Annotated in this window: 18 protein-coding genes; 12 read left to right on the top strand and 6 right to left on the bottom strand. The window is 47.9% G+C overall.

Going from position 1 to position 20,646, the window contains the following annotated elements; all coding sequences use genetic code 11:
• Nucleotides 1-104: 104 nt before the first annotated feature.
• A complete protein-coding gene (locus KO518_RS16095; protein WP_216026802.1) occupies nt 105-386 on the bottom strand; it encodes a hypothetical protein in 282 nt (93 codons plus the stop codon).
• Between the two features lie 18 nt (nt 387-404).
• The gene (locus KO518_RS16090; RefSeq protein ID WP_216026801.1) at nt 405-2,480 is read right to left on the bottom strand and encodes an amidohydrolase family protein; all 2,076 of its coding nucleotides are present in this window, start codon (nt 2,478-2,480) and stop codon (nt 405-407) included.
• A gap of 466 nt (nt 2,481-2,946) precedes the next feature.
• Here KO518_RS16090 and fadR point away from each other — a divergent pair, with 466 nt between their 5' ends.
• Nucleotides 2,947-3,657, top strand: coding sequence for a fatty acid metabolism transcriptional regulator FadR (fadR, locus tag KO518_RS16085; RefSeq protein WP_216026800.1), 711 nt, complete (start codon nt 2,947-2,949; stop codon nt 3,655-3,657).
• Between the two features lie 206 nt (nt 3,658-3,863).
• Nucleotides 3,864-4,238, top strand: a complete 375-nt coding sequence (locus tag KO518_RS16080; protein WP_216026799.1) for a VOC family protein — start codon at nt 3,864-3,866, stop codon at nt 4,236-4,238.
• A gap of 93 nt (nt 4,239-4,331) precedes the next feature.
• Here KO518_RS16080 and KO518_RS16075 read toward each other — a convergent pair whose 3' ends face one another.
• The 3 genes from KO518_RS16075 to KO518_RS16065 all read right to left on the bottom strand — a co-directional run bounded on the left by KO518_RS16075 (nt 4,332) and on the right by KO518_RS16065 (nt 7,483).
• Nucleotides 4,332-5,741: a hypothetical protein gene (locus KO518_RS16075; protein ID WP_216026798.1), complete on the bottom strand. Its 1,410-nt coding sequence runs from the start codon at nt 5,739-5,741 to the stop codon at nt 4,332-4,334.
• 183 nt (nt 5,742-5,924) lie between these two features.
• Nucleotides 5,925-7,037, bottom strand: a complete 1,113-nt coding sequence (locus KO518_RS16070; protein ID WP_216026797.1) for a TIGR02281 family clan AA aspartic protease — start codon at nt 7,035-7,037, stop codon at nt 5,925-5,927.
• Nucleotides 7,025-7,483, bottom strand: coding sequence for a thioesterase family protein (locus KO518_RS16065; RefSeq protein WP_216026796.1), 459 nt, complete (start codon nt 7,481-7,483; stop codon nt 7,025-7,027). Before KO518_RS16065 ends, KO518_RS16070 begins: the two co-directional genes overlap by 13 nt.
• A gap of 290 nt (nt 7,484-7,773) precedes the next feature.
• Here KO518_RS16065 and KO518_RS16060 point away from each other — a divergent pair, with 290 nt between their 5' ends.
• The 6 genes from KO518_RS16060 (at nt 7,774) to KO518_RS16035 (ending at nt 12,077) form a co-directional block, all read left to right on the top strand.
• Nucleotides 7,774-8,361, top strand: a complete 588-nt coding sequence (locus KO518_RS16060) for an elongation factor P hydroxylase (protein ID WP_216026795.1) — start codon at nt 7,774-7,776, stop codon at nt 8,359-8,361.
• The gene (locus KO518_RS16055; protein WP_216026794.1) at nt 8,358-9,482 is read left to right on the top strand and encodes an ATP-NAD kinase family protein; all 1,125 of its coding nucleotides are present in this window, start codon (nt 8,358-8,360) and stop codon (nt 9,480-9,482) included. Before KO518_RS16060 ends, KO518_RS16055 begins: the two co-directional genes overlap by 4 nt.
• Nucleotides 9,483-9,496: 14 nt before the next feature.
• Entirely contained in the window at nt 9,497-9,802 is a 306-nt protein-coding gene (locus KO518_RS16050; protein WP_216026793.1) for a YfcL family protein, read from the top strand.
• A gap of 161 nt (nt 9,803-9,963) precedes the next feature.
• Nucleotides 9,964-10,581: a FlgO family outer membrane protein gene (locus tag KO518_RS16045; protein ID WP_216026792.1), complete on the top strand. Its 618-nt coding sequence runs from the start codon at nt 9,964-9,966 to the stop codon at nt 10,579-10,581.
• A 10-nt stretch (nt 10,582-10,591) separates the two neighbouring features.
• Nucleotides 10,592-11,335 carry a FlgO family outer membrane protein gene (locus KO518_RS16040; RefSeq protein ID WP_216026791.1) on the top strand — a complete coding sequence of 248 codons (744 nt, stop codon included), beginning with the start codon at nt 10,592-10,594 and terminating at the stop codon, nt 11,333-11,335.
• Between the two features lie 4 nt (nt 11,336-11,339).
• Nucleotides 11,340-12,077 carry a FlgO family outer membrane protein gene (locus KO518_RS16035; protein ID WP_252736150.1) on the top strand — a complete coding sequence of 246 codons (738 nt, stop codon included), beginning with the start codon at nt 11,340-11,342 and terminating at the stop codon, nt 12,075-12,077.
• An 88-nt stretch (nt 12,078-12,165) separates the two neighbouring features.
• Here the strand turns inward: KO518_RS16035 and mnmC are convergent, their stop codons facing one another.
• Complete coding sequence (mnmC, locus tag KO518_RS16030; RefSeq protein ID WP_216026790.1) at nt 12,166-14,178, bottom strand: bifunctional tRNA (5-methylaminomethyl-2-thiouridine)(34)-methyltransferase MnmD/FAD-dependent 5-carboxymethylaminomethyl-2-thiouridine(34) oxidoreductase MnmC; 2,013 nt, start codon at nt 14,176-14,178, stop codon at nt 12,166-12,168.
• Nucleotides 14,179-14,412: 234 nt separating this feature from the next.
• On the opposite strand from mnmC, the gene fabB reads away from it, so the two are divergent.
• From fabB to KO518_RS16010, 4 genes are all read left to right on the top strand, one after another.
• Nucleotides 14,413-15,627: a beta-ketoacyl-ACP synthase I gene (gene fabB / locus KO518_RS16025; RefSeq protein WP_216026789.1), complete on the top strand. Its 1,215-nt coding sequence runs from the start codon at nt 14,413-14,415 to the stop codon at nt 15,625-15,627.
• Between the two features lie 128 nt (nt 15,628-15,755).
• A complete protein-coding gene (locus KO518_RS16020) occupies nt 15,756-16,904 on the top strand; it encodes a 4-phosphoerythronate dehydrogenase (RefSeq protein WP_216026788.1) in 1,149 nt (382 codons plus the stop codon).
• A 46-nt stretch (nt 16,905-16,950) separates the two neighbouring features.
• A complete protein-coding gene (locus KO518_RS16015; protein WP_216026787.1) occupies nt 16,951-17,967 on the top strand; it encodes an aspartate-semialdehyde dehydrogenase in 1,017 nt (338 codons plus the stop codon).
• A gap of 382 nt (nt 17,968-18,349) precedes the next feature.
• On the top strand, nt 18,350-20,646 hold a 2,297-nt coding region (locus KO518_RS16010), incomplete at its 3' end, for a FimV/HubP family polar landmark protein (RefSeq protein WP_305855279.1).

Below are 20,646 nucleotides of genomic sequence, written 5' to 3'. Positions count from 1 at the left end.
AATTTTTTACCGTCTGAGTTTAGTTGTTCGTCAACCTGTTTTTCAAGGGCTGAACCCGGGGCTTCTTCACCGGCAATTCAGTCTGCAGTGAACCAGGGTCATCATTATTCGGAACTGTTGAACAAGCCAGAGCCGAAACCAAACCCGCCAACACCTAAAACAAAACCAAAGTCGTACCAACCCCCATTGTTGTATATTGCGTAAATGGCGACATCGTCAAAAATGAGGGAAGCCAACCATGAAAAAATAATAATAAGGCCGTGCCATAAACCGTGAAAGAAGCCCACTTGTTCCGCCGATTGAGCTTGCTCGAAGGTCATATGATCTGCACAGCCTGCCAGCATAGTGACAAAAATAACGAGTAACCAGCATTGTGTTTTCTTCATGTGAATTCCTGTATTTGATCATTGTGTCTTTATAGGTGGAACAGTGACACTGGGGATGTCAGTAAACGGGCGAATACCGAATTCAGGATAAACCTCTGTGGGAAAGTAAAACTTGCCTTTGGTGGTTACCATTGAAATAGTTTTTATGGCTTTCAGATCGCGGGTAGGGTCACCTGGGACGAGGAAGAAATCTGCTTTTTTACCTGCTTCAATGATGCCGTAGTCGTCATGGCCCAAGTACTGCGCCATGTCAAAAGAGGCTCGTTTTAATACTTCTGCCGGATTCATTCCTATTTTTTCGAATAGCTCTAGTTCGCGGTGAAGATAGAACGCTCCGCCCATATCTGTACCGGGGACCAACATGATGCCGCGCTCATGCATTGACGACAGGGTTGACATGATTTTGTCAAAAGCTGCAAGGTAGGCGGCGTCTTCAGTGTCATCGGCAACATTTAACATGGCGGACTTTGCACTTCGTTGCACACTTATGGGCATGTGGTCAATGTAGTCGACAACAGCCCTGTTTGTTACGCCGTTCCGTCCGGTCATGGCATATTCATGGATAACGACCGTCGGATCGTGAACGACATTATTTTCGACCATGAGATCCAGTGTGTGTGTGACTTTATCACTGGATAAATCTAAGTCGACAAAGCGTTTCATACCTGTAATTCTAAATAGTGTCCGTGTGTCTTCTTCTGGCGCAAGCACCCAACCTAGCATGATTTGGTTAATATGCGTGAGTTCGTCATAGCCCCCTTCAATCATTTGATCAGCACGGTAGAATGCAGGTATATGGCCCGCAACTCTTAGGCCTAATTTGTGTGCTTCAGTAACAATGTCCGGTACCCACTCACCATTCATTGAATTGTAAATCTTAATTTGCCAATAACCTTTCTCAGCGTAGTTGCGCACTTGCGCAAGGGCCTCTTCTTTACTCGTAACCAGTTCGCCTGTAGCGGCGCTGTACTCACTTTTTCCTTCTATAAAGCCGCTCTTGGTGATCCTGGGACCAATGAGCACACCATCGTCGATTTTTTTAATAAGCGCGTTTAATACCTCATCTTCGTTACCCATATCACGGATACCCGTTACACCTGCCAACACATTCAATAGCGCTTGATCATCGCCAACATGTCCATGCATGTCGTAAAGCCCCGCTACTAAGGTACCGCCTTTGCCATCGATGACCACTTCAGCATCGGTATATGCAGATTGAACCGGTTCCACGGCGGTAATGGTATCGCCAGTGACAACCACCGATGCTGGTGGAGACAGCGCTAGCAGGGACGGGTTAAATATGCGTACGTTATTGATGCGAACCGGATGATCGTACGTATGGGTAACATTTGTTGCAATGTTTTCAAATCGTTCACTATTCAACGTAGCGGCCAACGCACGCAATCGTTTGTCTTCACCTGTGAGGTTTTTAGACAATATTGCTGCGTTTGGCCATAGCACGCCCAAGAATGCTTGTTCACTGTCCATCAACACGTAGGTTGGGTCGAGATCGATGCCGCCCACAGCGTATACGGTGGCAGTCATTTCGCCGTTATTGCCGGTTAAATTAACTTGACGTTTTGCTGTCACGGATACTTCGCCGGCCGGCAGGGCAGGATAGGGCTTTCCACCTGCATCTAAAACGGTTTTTGCATACACATAGTATGCATACGGGCTAGGATCCTGAGCGATGTAAAGCGGATTATCATCGTGACTAACCTGTCCAGTTCCCGCGGCTGACTGCCACGTTGCTTTCCCGTCCACAATTTCAAAATATTCGTCTACGTCATTGCCAAAAGTCGTTTTGCCTGTGATGCTCCAACTTACTGGCACGCCGGTTTCAGATAGAAGCAATGTTTCGGCACTCGTTGCACCTCGACCATTATTGCTAAAACCGTACTCTACCGACATTTTAGTCCCGTTGTCGGCAATAACTAAATCGCCAACGTCTGTGCCGCCGAAAAGTACGTCAAACGTCACATTCAAATTGGTAGTAGACTGTTGGCTATCGGAAGCATTGTTTTGTTCGTTTGGTACTTCTCCACTGCATGCTGTTAAGCACGTCAGTACAGCGGCGGTTGTGGTTAGTCGCATTTTGGTTTCCTTGTCCCGGGCGATTTATCTGGATTTGAACGTGTACTTAGGCTTAAGCGTACAGCATGAAATGTAGTAAAGCGACGCCCATATTCATAACCTTTTGTACTTTGGCGTTGCAAAGCACCGTAAATTCAACGGTACCCTGATTATCTTGTTTGGGTACAGCTCTTTATTTTTCCTACACTACTCGTTGTAGTTAAATGGCGCGGAGGAATAACAGTTAAACCTAATCCGAGTAATGTTGCCCGACGTTTTGCACGATATAAAAAGTAACCGTGCACGTAATCACTAATAGCATCATTGCGAGGGATGATTTCCCTCGTTTTTTAAACGGTTGCATTATTTTAGCTTTCTTAGTCATCGCCATAGCTATCTGAGGGTAAAGCCGATATATTGTTTGTGTTAATGAAAATGTATCTGGTACAATCAGTTCGACAATAATAAGCATATTCAGGCGAGTCAAATGATCTATAAAGCCCAGAGTCCAGCAGGTTTTGCCGAGGAGTACATCGTTGAGTCCATTTGGAGTGGCAGGTTTCCTCCCGGCACAATTTTGCCAGCCGAACGCGAGCTGTCTGAACTTATCGGAGTAACCAGAACGACACTCAGAGAAGTGTTGCAGCGTCTGGCGAGAGATGGATGGCTAACCATTCAACACGGTAAGCCCACGAAAGTTAATAATTTCTGGGAAACTTGCGGCTTGAATATACTTGAAACGCTGGCTAGATTAGACCAAGCGGGTATTCCTGAACTCGTTGATAATCTGCTTGCTGCGAGGACGAATTTGAGCGCAGTTTTTATTCGCGCTGCTATCAAAAATAACCCAGAATCTTCCATCGAAATCATTTCCAGATATAAGCATCTGGAAGAAGATGGCAAAGTGTTTGCTCACTTTGACTATCAGCTTAATCACGATCTTGCACTGGCCAGTGGAAACAAAGTATTTGTACTAATGATGAATGGATTCCGGGGGTTGTACTCTCGTATTGGCGGCTACTATTTCGCCGATCAGGCGGCCCGTGATGTGGCAAAAAACTTTTATAGTAAACTATTAAATGTGGCTGAAAACGGGCAATTCGAGAAGGTCCCCACTGTGATCCGCGAATACGGAATTGAGTCGGGTAAAGTTTGGGATCAGATTCGGGAAGACATGCCTAAAGATTTGGTTGATTGAACTCCAGCCCATAAACAAAGAGGCAGCAAGCCGGGCCTCTTTGTTTTGTGTAATTTACCTCTATACCTCTATACCTCTAAACCTGCTATTAATCGCTTCTTTTTTACCTCCTTTGATGTTGCCTAGGGAATATTCCTTTTTTGTTTGTTGAACCTGTAGTAGGTTAATAATTGGTCAGTTACAAGTGTGCGATTAACGGAGCTAAGATGAATCCTGTAGGTTGGTTTGAAATATACGTCGATGATTTACACCGGGCCGCGGCGTTTTACGAACAGGTGTTTAAGGTGAAGTTGGAACCTATCACAGACCCAAGCGACAGTGGTGTGCAAATGCTGGGTTTTCCCTCGGATATGGCGACGTACGGAAGCAGTGGAGCGTTGGTAAAAATGAGTGAAATGGCACCAGGAGGCAATGGTACTTTGGTGTATTTTTCCTGTGACGATTGTGCTGTCGAATTTACTCGAGCGAAAGCGGCAGGTGCCGGCGTTATACGTGAAAAGTTCTCTATAGGGCAATACGGCTTTATTGCCCTGATACATGATACCGAGGGGAACATGATAGGTTTACACTCGCTAAAATAATGTGTATCGAATGCTTATATGAGTTAGTTAGACGCGGCGACGGTCTCTAATCAATCGGCCCCTAAGAGCCCTGTTGAGAAGAAAGCACAAGGTCTACTTTTTCCAAGCGGACTGATGGCGCTTGTCTGAGAAAAAGTCAGATGGTTCCCAGAAAGCCGGTATAACTTTGTCCAGATCGTCTTCGTTAAAGTTATTTGTCATTTGGCCCATGATTTCGATAAGACGAGAGCGGTCTATTCTCATGAGCTTTTGTTTCGCAGCAGTGAAAAAAAGATTGCGCTCTTTCGGTATAGTCTCATCTTTACCGTTAGTTATGTAGGTCAGATTTCTCGTAACAATACGACACACCGGACTGACTGGTTTTGCGGGGTTGAGTTGCGAAACTATAGCGTATTCGTACTGATCTTTTTCGACACCTTTTTCATTCACCGGAATAAAGCACACCCCGAAGCCTTGAGGGAAGTAACCTACTAAACTAATAAAGTGTTCTGCCAATCGGCTATTCACGTTTCCTCGCTTAGCCATCTGCTCGATTATTATGTAACCTTTTGGTAAGTCAAGACGGCTGTAACCCGGTTTAGTAGAAAGTACGATGGACGCATAAACTTGCGGGATTTTAATAATATCACCAATGCCAGACTTGCCGGTAAACGTATCCTGAAGCATTTCTAGCAGAAAAGCTTCTGCCTTTTTGACCATGCCCTCATCGACGACATCTTCGTCCAAAGAAGCGAGTGATATTCCGTTCTTAGCGAATGTGAGCGTGGCTTGATAGTTGGTTTTTAACAGGGCTTTTCTATCGGTTTCGTCAAGCATGCGAAAGGGGTCTTTGCGCTTGTTATCGCCATTTAGAATGATGATGGCGTCAGGATGGTGTAAACCAATGTCTTGTAAAACGGCGGCCACGATCACTGGGCAAGCAATGTGTTCCAGCCACTCCTGTTTTCGTGCATCACTGTCATATCGGTCGGCCAGATGGGAAAACTCACCTAAATAAGAATGTGATACTGTGCCATCTGTCAGAAGTTTATCCGTCAAGCGCAACGCCAAAACCGCTTTGTAAAGCGGTTTAAGGCGTTGGTGAAGTTTTTGATAGGTTCCTCCGTTTCCACGGGTCATCATTACTATACAGCCCAAAAACTTTGCGCTGTTTTGCTGGGTTTCTTCCCAGGTATCACCCTCGCACAGTAAGACAAGACGTCCGACGATATCTCGTATGATTTTCTGTCGCTCAAAATGCTCGTTGTGGAGCCGCTCGATAATGTCGTCATATTTTTTCCTTATGGCAAGGATGTCTTTATCGTCGGCTTTTTCCTTTACCATTTGTCGCAATTCTGCAGCCAATTCAGTAGCGTGACTTTTCATCGGGGGAGTAAGCGTAAAATAGCGTTTAGCATACATGATCACTGACGTCATGCCCGATTCCGCAGGCTCGACCAAATCAATGAGTTGTTTTATCTGATTAACATATTGGCTATCAGCTTGGGCTGGCTTACGATTCACTTTTTTCCTTGAATGACAATAGACGATGCTGTTAATGGTCGTTTTAGCTATACTGCGGGTGAGTATGGTTCGCTTTGCAGTGCTTCTCTGGATCTAATTTAGACAAATACTTACGTAATGTCTCGCTGATTCTAGTATTTCTTTTAATATTGTTGAGGCGTCACTCGTGGACTTGTCGTATTGTCAGTGAATAGTGTTTAGCAGCAAAACGCTGTTGCGCTGATCTAAGTGGAAGTCGAAGCGTCGTAATATATTCATGCCCAACAAGCCATCTGTACCCTCTAGAGTGTTTTCCGGCATCACCATGATTGCAACATTTTTAAGGCTATGAGGTCCAAAATCTACGTTTTCCAGCAGTATCATGGTGGCTTCTACCTGTCCCCCAGCCGTGTTGACAGTAAACCTACCCAGGTTTTTTATCCCTCCAGAGCGCCGCAAGTGTTTGAATACGTCAAAAGTAACACTGGTTACAGACGCACCAGTATCGATGAGAAGCGAAGTGCTGTACGTATTTAATGAAATTGGTGCTAAGAAATGATCACCCTGACGGGTAACGGCCATTGTATAAGCACTGTTTGAAACCCGACGCTCTATGTCAGGAGTCGCAGGCGGTGTAAACGCAGGTGTAGCGTAGGCGGCTTTTCTGACACGCGCAGCGTTAATATCGTCGTCGGGCAGCGATGCCAATACGTTTTCCATCAATGTGAACTTACTTTGTTTTCCGTAAGCGTCGGCCAGTTGTATGGTCAGTATGCGATTGTCGGGGAGAAACTGGTATAAAGGTTCAATAAACACGGCCAGTGTTTCCCAATCTCCGGCGAGACGCAATTTCTGGATCGCCTCTTCGAGTAACGTATTTATCGTTGTGTTAATCGATGTTTGTAATTCAAAGGGAGGTCCTTTCTCCAGAATTTTATAGTACTGAATAATGGCGTCACTTAGGGTCGACTCCCGTTTAACCCACTCAGCTTCAAGTAACAGTAAATCCCAGTTGTCCGGGTAGGCTCGGAGTGCTTCTGTAAGCGCACTGTAAAACCGGGGGTCATTCGTGTTAAACCAACCCTTTAGCTGGGCACTTAGCACGGGCAGTGGAAGCTTGTTCCGGGTGTCTTCGCCCGGGGTCGTGGGTTCTCTTTTCCCTGCAGAGAGCAGACGCTGTTCAGCGACGTCAGTTTGTGCAGCGTAGCCATCTTCGCCAACGACGTCATACTGTTGGTGTAACTGATATATCAGCCAACCGTTTAAACCAACGGAGATGATGAGTGAGAATAGCAACACGTTTTTCATGGGCAGCATACAGCCTTGCCGTAAATTTCCTTAAAGGTCGCGGGCATTCTTGTCGGCGTACCGCTTTCCAGGCTTACGCATACGAATTGAGTATGGGCAGAGAATACGGTTTTCAGTCGCTGGATGCAGACAAACTGAAATTCCCGGGTGAGTGTAAGAGACTTGTGGCAGCCAGTTATCCAAGTTGCGCAGGCCAGCGTGTCGCCCAGGTGGGCCGGGAGCAAATAATCCAGCTCGTGACGACGTATAACCATGCCTTTACCGGCTTGTTGGTAATCGGCGAAGTGCAGCCCTAAATGATTACTGTGCTTCCACGCTAGCGATTCAACGCGAGAGAGGTAAGCTACGTTATTAACGTGACGATAATGATCTATCTCTTGTCTGGCGATGCACCAAAGATCCACAAAGGGATTCGGACGCCGCCATTTTATGGGGGGCAATAAGCAGTCAGACATGGGGTAAAGTGTTGTCCTGGTCTACATCGAATAGCTCTGCGAACAGTTTTATCATCAGTTACTGTTCGCGAGCAAGTACAGGGTTTTCAAATTAACAAACCTTCTACAAGCTCTCAAACACAATATCTGTTTGTTTTAAGTACTTGCGCTATTTCATTAGGGGACAGACGTGACGTTTACCACAGTACGCTTCCGAAGTTGTCCTGACAAAAGGCTTTTTGGTACTATGCGGCTTCAATAAGCTGGGTGGCTTAGTTGCCGCTTACCTGTACGGAAACCTTTGATTGTAAATGAATGTCGCAAAACCGTTAAACCTCGCTAAAGAACATCCTCCTGGTATCGATACCGACGCCGACGTAGATGCACTTATTGCACTTTTCCATCGCGTATTTTTCGAGAAATATAACACGCGGCTTGTTCGCGGTGATGATGAACCTGTTTATCTGCCAGCAAATCAACACACGCCATACCACCAAATTGTGTTTGCGCACGGTTTTTACGCCAGTGCACTGCACGAAATCGCACACTGGTGTATTGCTGGGCCCGCGCGACGTTTACAGGAGGACTATGGTTATTGGTATTGCCCTGATGGGCGTGATGCACAACAGCAACGGGCATTCGAACAGGTTGAAGTGAAACCTCAGGCACTGGAATGGGCGTTTACGCTTGCTTCAGGGCGTCGCTTTCGCGTCAGCACAGATAACTTAAACGGCGCAGAGCCTAACAGAGAAAGTTTTACCCGCACAGTACACAAGCAATTATTAGCTTATTGTATTGAAGGGTTTCCCTATCGAGCGCAATTACTGTTGACCCAATTGCACGGGCATTTTAAAACCCCACACATTACGCGAGTACTCGCAGAGGCTGAACTTTCATGAGTGCGTTCAAACTTGGTTTGGTGGTCAATCCGTATTCTGGAATTGGTGGTGCTCTTGCGCTGAAGGGCAGTGATGGCGAAGCAATTCGCACTCAAGCGTTACAGGCGGGGGCAGAGTTGCTGGCTGAAAAAAAAATGGCAAGGGCGTTGGAAAAGTTAATTCCCCTAAATGCGCAAATACACATTTATACAGCTACAGGGGCCATGGGAGAGGACATTTCTCGTTTACTGGGATTTTCCCACACTGTGGTGTACACCCCGCCTCGCGCGCAAACAGAAGGTGAAGACACCGAAGCAGCTGTAAATGCCATTCGCAAAGTTGGCGTCGATTTATTGTTGTTTGCCGGCGGAGATGGCACAGCCCGAAACGTGTGTCGCGTGATCAAAAACAGCCTTCCCGTGCTTGGCGTCCCCGCTGGATGTAAAATCCACTCAGGAGTGTATGCCGTCACACCACCTGCGGCGGGTGAAGTTGTGGCCATGATGGTAAAAGGTGAACTCGTTAGTGAGGTCGACGCTGAAGTACGTGACATAGACGAAGATGCGTTTCGAGCTGGGCGGGTGCTGGCCAAATCCTTCGGTGAGATGCGTGTACCCGATGAGCTCGGCTATGTTCAGGCTGTGAAAATGGGGGGCAAAGAGAGCGATGAACTGGTACTCGATGACATTGCTGCCCACATTCAGGATATTATGAATGAAGAGCCTAATACGCTTTTTGTCATGGGGTCCGGCTCTACCGTTGCTGGTATTATGGCGTCCCAACAATTACAGAATACGTTACTTGGAGTTGATGTGGTTCAGGGAGGATCGGTTATTGCCACCGACGTGACGGCCCGGCAACTTCTCGACATTACAGCAAACAAACCTTGCAAACTCGTTATTACCTTGATCGGTGGGCAAGGGCATATTTTTGGCCGGGGGAATCAGCAATTATCACCGACTTTTTTGCGTCAACTCAGCAAAGATGAGATGTTGATAGTGGCGACAAAAGCGAAACTCCGAGCGTTAGACGGCAGACCGTTGCGCTTGGACACCGGCGATACTGAACTGGATGAAGCGCTGACTGGCTATTTTTCAGTTATCACCGGGTACCGTGACAAGGTCTTGTACCCGGCAACTTGACAGGAATAAAGTATATGCATTATCCGGCGGCAGCCACATCTGCGTTTATCCATAGTATTGGCAAAATCGAAGCCGCGCTGGACAGCGTGGTTGATCAGGGAAGCGATGATGAGCTTTTCATTGCCAGTTATCTGCAAGGCCATTTTGCCGTTGTTGCAAGGCAACTGGAGATGGATCCTGACGCCTCCATAGCTAGTCTTGATGAAGCCATGAGGGGCAGCCTGACTTCTGCTTTTGATAACCAAGAACTCGATGAAGCTGATCAGCAAAGCGTAATATTGCTGTGGCAGCACCTTCTTTCCTCTGCAAAACAGGATTAAGAGAAAAGCGGCATTTCGTTGCCGCTTTTTCCTTGCTTTTTTCCGTTATAGGTAACAGTCGTTCGCTGTTTCTCTGGCAGTTCCTTGACGGTAATATGTGGTATGAAAATTGCGATAGCAATTGACATAGACGTAAATACTATCGGGAATGGACTGGTTTTATGACACACAGACAGGCAAAAACAAGGCGCTTGACCCTGACAACAGTGATAGGTTCATGCCTGCTATCCAGTTGTGCTAGTGAACCTCCAACTGCAGTCATGCAACAGGAAAATATGGCGTTGCCGGCCCTCGGTAACATGGAATACCACACCTATGTGTTGGCCAATGAGCTGTTTGCTCAGCTTCGACCATCCCGTCAGGCGAAATACGCGATCGTGGGTTTTGTCCCTGCAGATTCCCTTAAGTTTGCCCCAGAGATGCAGGATCCACTGATGATGTTGGGACATCAACTCGAAGAAGGACTTATAACGGAAGCAACAAAACGGGGTTATACCGCTCAAGAGTTTAAAATGACGGACGATATAATTATCAGTGAGTCAGCAGATCGTGTTCTCACCCGAGATATTGATCAGCTTCCCGGTATTGAACGGGTGGATTTTTACATTACGGGTACTATTGTGCGCCAGCAAGCCGGCGCCATGGTTAACGCCAGAATCGTCAACGCCAGAACGAAGGATGTGGTTGCAGCGGCTACCCGGTTCTTCCCGGAAGGGTTGTTTTGGAACGCGGAAAAAGTAACGTCGCGCAACGGGCGTCTTTACAGAGTAAAAGGGTAGGGGGATGACAATGCATTTTCAGGTTAAGTGGGTGACGGCGTTGATCGCAGTGACGGTATTGTCTGGCTGTGCGATGTGGCAGGAAGAATCAGCAGACGCTGCTGAACAAAGGCCGGTAGAACCCGTCATGAATGTTATGGACATACGGGCTGAAGAGCGCGCGCCGGTAGAGTCGGATGTCGAAGATGAGCCGGATAATTTTGGAGCGATGGCTCAGCCACAGTTGTACAGCAGTGTTCAGGGTGCTTATCAGGGGCGACCGCTGACAAAGCACGTGGGTGATTACGTTAAGAACATGGCCCAGGATCTTATTTCAAACATGGAGTATGTGACCAATAAAACTCCGGTTGCGGTTACCAACTTCGCTATGCTCGACTCCGATTTACAGGAAACCAATTTACTCGGGCACCAAATGGCTGAGTCGTTTATCCACGAACTCCACAAATACCGTATACCCGTAGTAGACTACAAAGCAACAGATTACATTCGCGTAACTGAAAAAGGCGATTTTCTTTTAAGTCGTGACTACCTCGATTTAAACAGCAGTCTGCCTATCGAGTACGTACTAACCGGCACAATGGCTAAGCATCAGGGCGGCGTGTTGGTAAACGCGCGCATATTAGGTATTGAAAGCCGGGCAGTGGTTGCATCAGCGCAACTGCTTATTCCCTTCTACGTAGTGGACGCACTTATTCCAAGTGACAGCAATGGCAAAGGTGGAATGCGAGACGGCGTTAAGTTGACACGAGGGTAAGTCTATGACGAAACGCAACTCGTTACTCCTTACACTGCTCGTAATGACAATGCTTGTGGGGTGTCAGGCCCTTGATGAGCAATTTCATGCGGTGATGGACGATGAAGAGATTGAGCAGCAAGCGACGATGCAGCCAGTGACGACACAGTTGATGGCAGAGCGCGGTTTGTCTTACCAACCGGATTCGCAAGACCGTATAAACGCAGTCCAGGCCCCGGTTCAGGGTAGTTGGCAGGATCCGCTTGTCACAGGCTATCAGCCTGACCGAACTCACAAAGGCCTTGCTGATTATGCTTCTCAGCTTGCCATGCAGTTGATGGATAATGCCAGCTCGATGAGCCGCAAGGATCTCATCGGTGTTACTAGCTTTGTCCGCTTGAATCGCTCTCTTCAGGAGCCTACCGTTATGGGAAATCAGCTTTCGGAACTGTTAATTGCAGAGCTTCAGCAATACGGTCTCGGAGTCGTTGACTTTAAGGTGACAGACGATCTGGTTATCACGCCCTATGGTGACATTGCTATGGGGCGGGAAGGGGACAAATTGGCGAGAAAAATGCATATGGATCACCTCCTTACTGGTACTCTTATCGAAGAAGCAAGAGGAGTCAGGGTAAACGCGCGCATTGTCTCAACACAAAATAAACAAGTTGTTGCCAGTACCAGTTTGTTGATCCCAGCGTTCATAGTGACACAATTAAACAGGCTCTCTCTATCTGTTCAAAATAATCGCCAATTAGACTAAAGCCTATATGGCTATTTAGTTATTTTCGTTTATACTTAAACAAGCTCCGTTTAGTGTAGCGAGCTTCGGGCTGAATTATTTGTTGTGATTAACCATCTCCATCAAGGTCAGCTCGAAGCGCTTCTCCTCTGATACACGCTCTTATTGCAAATCTAATTGGCGACACGGCCTGCAACAGCGTTTCACTCAATGGCAATGGTGTGTGTGTTAATTGCGCCGCCAAAACTTCTGCCATTAACGGTGCGGTCGTGAGACCCCTAGACCCTAAGCCTGTTAGCGTAAATACCTTACTGGGAGGAATTGTAGGCTGTGAGCTTAGCGGTTTGCCGCTGGCAAGGCCTTTGTAGCGGCGGGTCAGTGCAGATACGGGCAGGACCTGGCCAACAGCGGGCTGATGGTCGGGTAATGCTAGTCGCACAGAGCCTCGAGCCGTGCCATCATTGGAGAGAGTTTTCAGCCAGCTCGCCTGCGGAAGGGCGCGGTAGTGGGTGGCTAAGTTTGTTTGTGTATCTTCAACCCTGACATCACATCCGAGATCGTTCTTAGTGTACGTCGAGCCAAGTGCATGACGTTCAGCTTCTGCTGGTGTCATGTAGCCCTTGTGGCACAACACCGCTTTTAATTTTATTGATTCGAGTGAAGCAGGAATGGCTTCGACCTGGCCCCGAACCGGGCGCATGGGAAGACAATCCAATGCGTTCATGTGTACAGAGCCAGCGCCAGTGGCGATTACGACGTAATCGAAAGTATCTTCGTATTCTTCGGTGGACACCCGAACGCCATTTTCAACCTCGGTAATGCCTGTTACTCGAGTGTTATAGCGCACTTCTGTAAAATGCTCCGCTTCGCGAACCAGGGCTTGGACCAGTTGTGGCGGAGAAATCCATCCGCCCAAAGGAATGTACAAGCTTTGGGTGTCAATGGGCAGTCCAGCCAGTGCATTCGTGGTTTCTCTGTCAAGGGCACAAATTAACGAGGTTGGCCAAATATCGTTGGCGATAAGCTTTTCCTGGCGAACCCGTACTTTATCATTGAAACACAACTGCAATACGCCGCACCATTGGTGATCAAATGGGGCTGATACCTCATCGTAGTAGCGCCTGGCATATGTGAAACCATGTGCTTGTAACATACTGGCATGACTGGCTTCACTGTGAAGTTGCGGATAAAACCCTCCTCGCGGGTTTCCAGATGCGCCAGCAGCTAATTCGCTATCCGCGCACAATAGGGTACTGGCGACACCGTGTTTGGCTAGTGCCCGGGCAGTCATTGCTGCGGCCATCCCTCCACCAATAATACCCACCCTGTGATGTTCGTTTACTGGATCGCCAGTAAAGCGAGCGTAGGGAGGGGCATTTAATGGTGTGACTTCACCCTCATAGCGTCCGCTCAACATGTCACGCTTGCGCCCAAAACCCTTGCGTTTCTGGATCGCAAAGCCGGCGTTTTGCAAACCGCGCTTTACCACGCCGGCAGCGGTAAATGTGCCAAGGGTACAACCCTGACGGGATACCCTGCCCATTTGTGAAAATAATGCGTCTGTCCACATGTCAGGATTTTTACTCGGCGCAAAGCCATCGAGAAACCAAGCGTCCACAAGCCCGTGCTCAGGAACGTGCCACTGAGGCAAAACAGTGTGAACATCGCCTATCCATAAATCCAAGGTTGTCGCATAGGCATCAAAGTGTAGACGGTGGCATCCTTCAATAGCAATAGGATACTGGGCCAGCAACATTGATGCGGGCTCAGTCAGTTCGGAAAATGCAGTGAGTGCCTGCTGTAAATCCCGTTTACCCAGTGGAAATTTCTCAGTGCTTAAAACGTAAAGGCGTTTCAGTGGATGTGTGGGATTTTGTTGGCGAAACTGTTTAAACGCATCCATAACTACTAAACAATTCAGGCCTGTACCAAACCCGGTTTCGGCAATGATAAAATCCCTGCGGGTGTGGTTGAGCCAGCGATGGGGTAAATCGTTTCCGTCGATGAATACATGTCGCGTTTCGTGAATGCCACTGTCGTTTGAAAAGTAAACGTCATCAAAATGATCAGCAACAGGTGTACCCTGCTCGTTAAAATGGACTTGCGCGTGCTGTGGTTTCACGGTTTCATTAAGGTCAGTCTGTGGTTGGGAGATAATACCTTGCATGGTACAGTGAGCAAAGTTAACGATGAATTGAACGCTGGTTTATTAACCGGTGTCGAACTATTCATCGATTGTTTCAACGATGAAGTCATCGTTAGGTACTGTTTGAAAGGTTGAAAATGGGTAAAAAGAGCAGACCAGTTTGGCGATGAAAATCGTTAACATATGCCCCAATACTATAAAGGGTACACTATGAGAAGAGCAGTTATTACCGGTTTGGGCATTGTGTCCAGTATCGGTATCAATCAGCAGGAAGTACTGGCGTCATTGCGCGCTGGTAAGTCAGGGATTACATTTTCTGAACAATTTGCAGAAATGAAATTACGCAGCCAGGTATGGGGCAATATTGATATTGACTTGTCAGAGCATATCGACCGGAAAGTTATGCGCTTTATGGGCGATGCTGCTGCGTATGCTTATGTTGCTATGCAGCAGGCTATTGCCGACTCAGGCCTGGAAGAAAAAGATATTTCCAACGAACGTACGGGCATCATCGCTGGTTCAGGCGGCGCAAGCTCAATGAATCAGGTTTTGTCAGCGGATATTTTGCGGGAAAAAGGCGTCAAGCGCATGGGGCCATATATGGTTCCTCGCTGTATGGCGTCCACTGTGTCTGCATGTTTAGCTACGCCCTTCAAGATAAAGGGCGTAAACTATTCAATCGCTTCGGCCTGTGCAACCAGTGCTCACTGTATCGGCAATGCACTTGAACTTATTCAGTTAGGCAAACAGGATGTGGTATTTGCTGGTGGTGGTGAAGAACTGCACTGGACACTGTCCAGTCAATTCGATGCCATGGGGGCGTTGTCATCTAAATACAACGACAATCCTGCCGTAGCGTCGCGCACTTATGACGCTAACCGGGACGGGTTTGTCAGTTCTGGTGGTGGCGGAATGGTTGTCGTTGAAGAGCTTGAACACGCGCTGGCTCGCGGGGCAACCATCTATGGCGAAGTCGTCGGTTATGGTGCGACATCTGACGGGCACGATATGGTGGCTCCTTCAGGTGAAGGCGCAGTGCGGTGTATGAAAATGGCAATGCAAAATGTTACAGCGCCAATCGATTACTTAAATACCCATGGTACCTCCACACCGGTGGGTGATGTCAAAGAGTTGGCGGCTATTCAAGAGGTGTTCGGATCATCAGCTGTGCCCATTAGTGCGACTAAGTCGCTGACGGGCCATGCGTTAGGTGCGGCAGGTGTAAATGAAGCCATATACAGCTTATTGATGATGAAAAACAATTTCATCGCGCCGTCTATCAATGTGGAAACACTTGATGAGGCCGCCGCTGGTTTGGATATCGTAACCGAGACACGGGAAGCTACGTTAAATACCATTATGTCGAACAGTTTTGGCTTTGGTGGAACAAACGCTACATTGGTAATGCAACGATACAACGGTTAATTCCAGGTTCGTTGGAGCTTTAACAAAAAACACGCCCGGGAAACATCATGTTTCGCGGGCGTGTTTTTTGTGAAATGCAGTTGCATCCAGTATTATACGCGCCAAATCAACCCTCCACGACACGCCGAATGACACGAATATTATTTGAAGAGAGTATCCCTCAGGGGGAGGCATATTTTTCACAGCTTGGTGACGCATCTTCTTTCCATGGACCGGCACTGAGCGCCGGAGATCTGAAAGGGGTAGACTACCTGGCTGTAAGGTCTACTACCAAGGTGGATAGTGAACTGCTGGCCCAAGCGTCAGAACTAAAGCTGGTTACCACAGCAACTGCTGGTACTAATCATCTGGACCGTAGGGCGCTGAGTAACAAAGGCATTCCCTGGCGCTCTGCTGGCGGTTGCAATGCTGTCGCCGTGGCCGAGTACGTTATCAGCGTGTTAATGCTTGCACACAGAGCGGGTAAAGTGGATTTAAGCCGCATTACCGTGGGCGTTGTTGGTGCAGGTCACGTAGGGACGGTGCTGACAGAAAAATTGCGCGCCCTCGATATAGCTTTTAAACTGTGCGACCCACCGCTGCAGGAGCAAGGGGACAGCAGATATTTCGTCGAGATGGACGATATTATGACATGCGATGTTATTACTCTGCATGTGCCCTATGTGCAAGATGGTCCCCATGCCACAGAGCATCTAATTGACCGACACCGGCTGGCTGAAATGAAAGCCTCCCAATTACTCATTAATGCCTGCCGGGGAGAAGTGATTGACGAGCAGGCATTGTTGTTGCGGTTAACGGCGGCAAATGCGCCAACTGTAGTCTTGGATGTGTACTGGCAGGAGCCGCAGATCAATCAGACGCTGTTGCCCCTCGTTTGGTTAGCGACTCCCCACATTGCCGGACATACCGTAGAAGGCAAACTCAGGGGCACACAAATGGCCTATGAGCATATTTGTGAAGTGGCGGGTAAGCCGGTTCAGTTATCACTGGACGATTTTCTCAGCCAACCTCCGGCCCGTCGGTTTGCTCCTTCTGGTGCCACAGCAGAGGCCATGGACTGGGATGAGCTGTCAAATCTTTTGTTGGGGGTGTATGACATCGCGAAAGATGATGCACTATTTAGAAGAGATACCACTAAGGCTGGTTTTTTAGCGCTGCGGAAAAATTACCCGGAGCGTCGGGAAAACGCAGCACATGTATTGCGGCTAGCATCGCCAGTATCGGCGGGTATAACCCGTCAACTAAGCGAATTAGGCTTCACTCTCGAATTAATTTAAACGGTTGATGGCAGCGCATCAGCCGAGGCTTTTGGAGAATAACACCATGTCTCAGGCATTTAACGTGGCCGTATTAGGCGCCACAGGGTTGGTTGGACAAACCATGATTGAATTGCTCGAAGAGCGTCACTTCCCGGTTGGAGAATTGTTCCCTCTTGCCAGCGAACGTTCGGCGGGCACTACCGTCACTTTCAAAGGGGAAGAAATAGAAGTCCTCAATGCGGAGGATTTTGACTGGAGCTTGGTGCAGTTAGCGTTCTTTTCTGCGGGTGGTGAAATTTCAGCTAAATTCGCGCCGTTGGCTGCCGAAGCCGGCTGTGTCGTTATCGACAACACATCGACATTCCGATATGAGCCCGATGTGCCATTGGTTATTCCAGAGGTTAATGGTTTTGCTCTGGCGGATTTTCGCAATCGCAATATCATTGCAAACCCTAACTGCTCTACTATTCAAATGTTACTGGCGCTTAAACCTATTCACGAAGCGGCAGGCATTGAGCGGATTAACGTCAGTACGTATCAATCTGTTTCTGGTGCAGGCAAATCTGCGATGGAAGAACTGGCATTGCAAACCGCTAATTTGCTGAATACCCGCCCAGTGACCAACGAGGCATTTAGCCGCCAAATTGCTTTTAATTGCATTCCACAAATTGATGAGTTTACCGATAACGACTATACCAAAGAAGAAATGAAAATGGTGTGGGAAACTCAGAAAATACTGTGTGACAGTGACGTGATGGTTAACGCTACTGCCGTGAGAGTTCCGGTGTTTTATGGTCATGGGGAATCCATTCACTTAGAAACCCGCATGCCAATTGACGCTGAACAGACGCGTCAGTTACTTTCGTCTGCACCGGGTATTAAAGTCTATGAAGCTCGGGAGGACTTTCCTACGCAGGTGTCAAGTGCAAGTGGTAATGACTGGGTTCACGTGGGGCGTATTCGCGATGATATCTCCCATCCCAGCGGTCTCAATTTATGGGTGGTGTCGGACAATGTGCGCAAGGGCGCTGCAACAAACAGCATTCAAATTGCCGAAGTATTGGTAAAGGACTTCCTGTGAGTCCGCATTAATGGAAGAGTAAACTTATTCCCGCGTTGGCCGATACGTAGTGATATGTTTTAGTTTACAAAGGGCTATGGCTTTTTCTAGCCAGTTTTAACTAACTGGTTTATAGTTTTGTTAGTCATGGCTGACTTTTCCATAGTGGAGTGTTCTTTGCATGCTCCCGGTTAAAGTAATGTTTGGTTCAGCGTGTGACAGTTTTCTGACGCTAAAGGGTTGCGCGTGCAGGTACGCCAACACAAACACATAAATTTACGATTTTGAGATTAATAACAATAACAGGTAGCGGTGCGTCAGCGGGCTTGTTCTCTGACAAAACCCGGCTACTTTTGTCTTCCGCTCTTAGCCAGTGGAATCCTTGAGGGCATATAGGAACGCTATGAAATTGCATTTGACGGGCTTGCTCATCTTTTTGTTGTTACTGGTTGCAATACCCGTAACTGTAGAAGCGCAGGAAAGGGAAACGTCCATAAGAGGCCCTAAAAATGCCACTGATCAGTACGCTGGTAGTGTTTATGGTCCTATTGATGACAACGATACCCTATGGCGTATTGCCGATCGCTACCGTCAAAATAAAAACCTCACCGTGTATCAGGTAATGGTGGCCATTTATGAACTTAACCCTACTGCTTTTGAAGAACAAAATCTCAACTTACTGGTAGACGGCGCGATCTTAAAATTGCCTTCAGAGCGCTTTGTTGCTCGCATAGATGCGCAGCGCGCAAAACAGCGGGCTGAGCAAGATGATGCCGCGTTTGCCCGCTTGGCGAATAGGCCTGGATCGACAGTGGCCAATCTCAAGCCGCCGGTTCCGCTTGTGAATCAGCAAGACTTGAGCTCCACACGGGGTGCAATTGAAGACAAAATCACTCGCTTAGATACACAGCAAACTCAGCAGTTTGACGAATTGAGAACGCAGTTTGCCGCCTCTCTTGAAAACGTTCAGGCCATACTTGATGAAAACCGTAAACTCTATTCCCGGATAGAGAAGGTAAATGAAGATTTAGCTTCCCTTCGCGACCAGGTGGAAGGCGACGTGCAGAATCAGATGGATGAGCAAACTGCCTTGCAACGCCAGTTGCTCGATATGATGTTACAAGAACAAGCCGAACGGGAAGCTGCTAAAGAATCCTCGTTAATGAACACCCTGACGCAGCCTGTCAGCCTCATTATAGGTTCCGGTTTGCTAACCTTGCTATTAGTGGGGGGCTTAGTTACCTGGTTACTCAAGCGAAGCACCCAACAACAGCAAGATCCGGTACAGCCCGTTGCTCCCGTCACAACCGCTGATACGGCTCCGGTAACACAAGCGGCAGCCGTTGCCGCCACTGGGTTGGACGACACTCCTGAACTGTCCGGTGACGAACTCTTCAACGACGATGAACTTCTTGACGACGTGCTCTCGGATGAATTGGAAGAAGCACTGGATGAAGATCTTGAAAGCTTTGCTGATCTCGATGATGACATGTTGGTACCAGACGACGACTTTGCGTTTGAAGATGGAGAGTCAGAACTGGGTCAAGGTGACCTGGACAGTTTGTTTGAGGATGAGTCACTTTCAGACGACAGCTTGATAGACGAGGAAACGGATGAAAGCCTTCAGGGGATAGACTTGTCAGAAGCGTCTTTTGAAGACAGCGGCGAAAATGAAGCCGAAACCACCAGCGACGACGATAATACCGCGGTGGCAGAGGACGATATTGACGCCATTCTTTCGGCTTCACAAGAAGAAACGCCAGCCGATGAAACTGAAGCAGAGCCTGACGACATGGATATCGATGCACTGTTGGCAGAAAACGCCGCCGAGCCCGAGACGCCAGATGTTGACGAAGCGGAAGTTGACAATGATGAAAACGCGGATCCGGACGACATCCTGGCAGAGTTTGACTCGCCAGTTGATGATGAGGATGAAGTCCCGGAGATTAACATTGATGATTTACTGGCAGAAAACCAGCCTGACGACGAAGCAGAGCCTGTGGCTGACGGCGATGTTAACGCTGAGATGCTGGAAAAAATTGATCGGGAAATACACGACCAAAATCAAGAGTTAGACCGACTTACGGATAACATCCTCGGTGAAATGGATCAGCTTGATCAAATGGCCGATATGTTGGGTGATGACGAAGAAGAAGAGATTACGACAGATGCAACACCTTCGCCGCAGGCCATTCAGGACTTAGACAGCTTCAGTGAAGATTTAGAAGAAATTGATGTCGATGATATTGAAAATGCAGAAGAATTTGTGGATCCGCTGTCGGATGAATTGATTGCTGAATTACAAACGGATGTTGTGGATGATAACCTCCATCAGGCAGAATTGGACGCCTCTGAGGATGAGGCAATTCTGCCAGAAGACGAAGGCGATACCCTTAGTGACGAGTTACTCGCCGAGTTAGAAGCGGAGGAAGGTAAGCTCGATTCTTTATCTGATGAGCTACTTGCTGAGCTCGAAGCCGAGGAACTGGCGGATGCCAGATTACAGCCTGATGACTTATCAGACGATGCCTCTCTTGAGGTGCCAAGTGAAGATGATGCGCTTGCGACCGAAGAAGTGAATCATGCCGTGCCCTCGGAACAGGACGCACTGGCAGATGAACTGTTAGCTGAACTGGAAGATGAGGGCTTGCAATTTGAGAGTCGTGGATCAGAATCTGAAGAGCCAGAGCCAGAGCCAGA

Source organism: Aestuariibacter sp. A3R04 (assembly GCF_018860805.1).
Lineage (GTDB): Bacteria > Pseudomonadota > Gammaproteobacteria > Enterobacterales > Alteromonadaceae > Alteromonas.
This window is presented reverse-complemented; position numbering and strand designations above follow the sequence as displayed.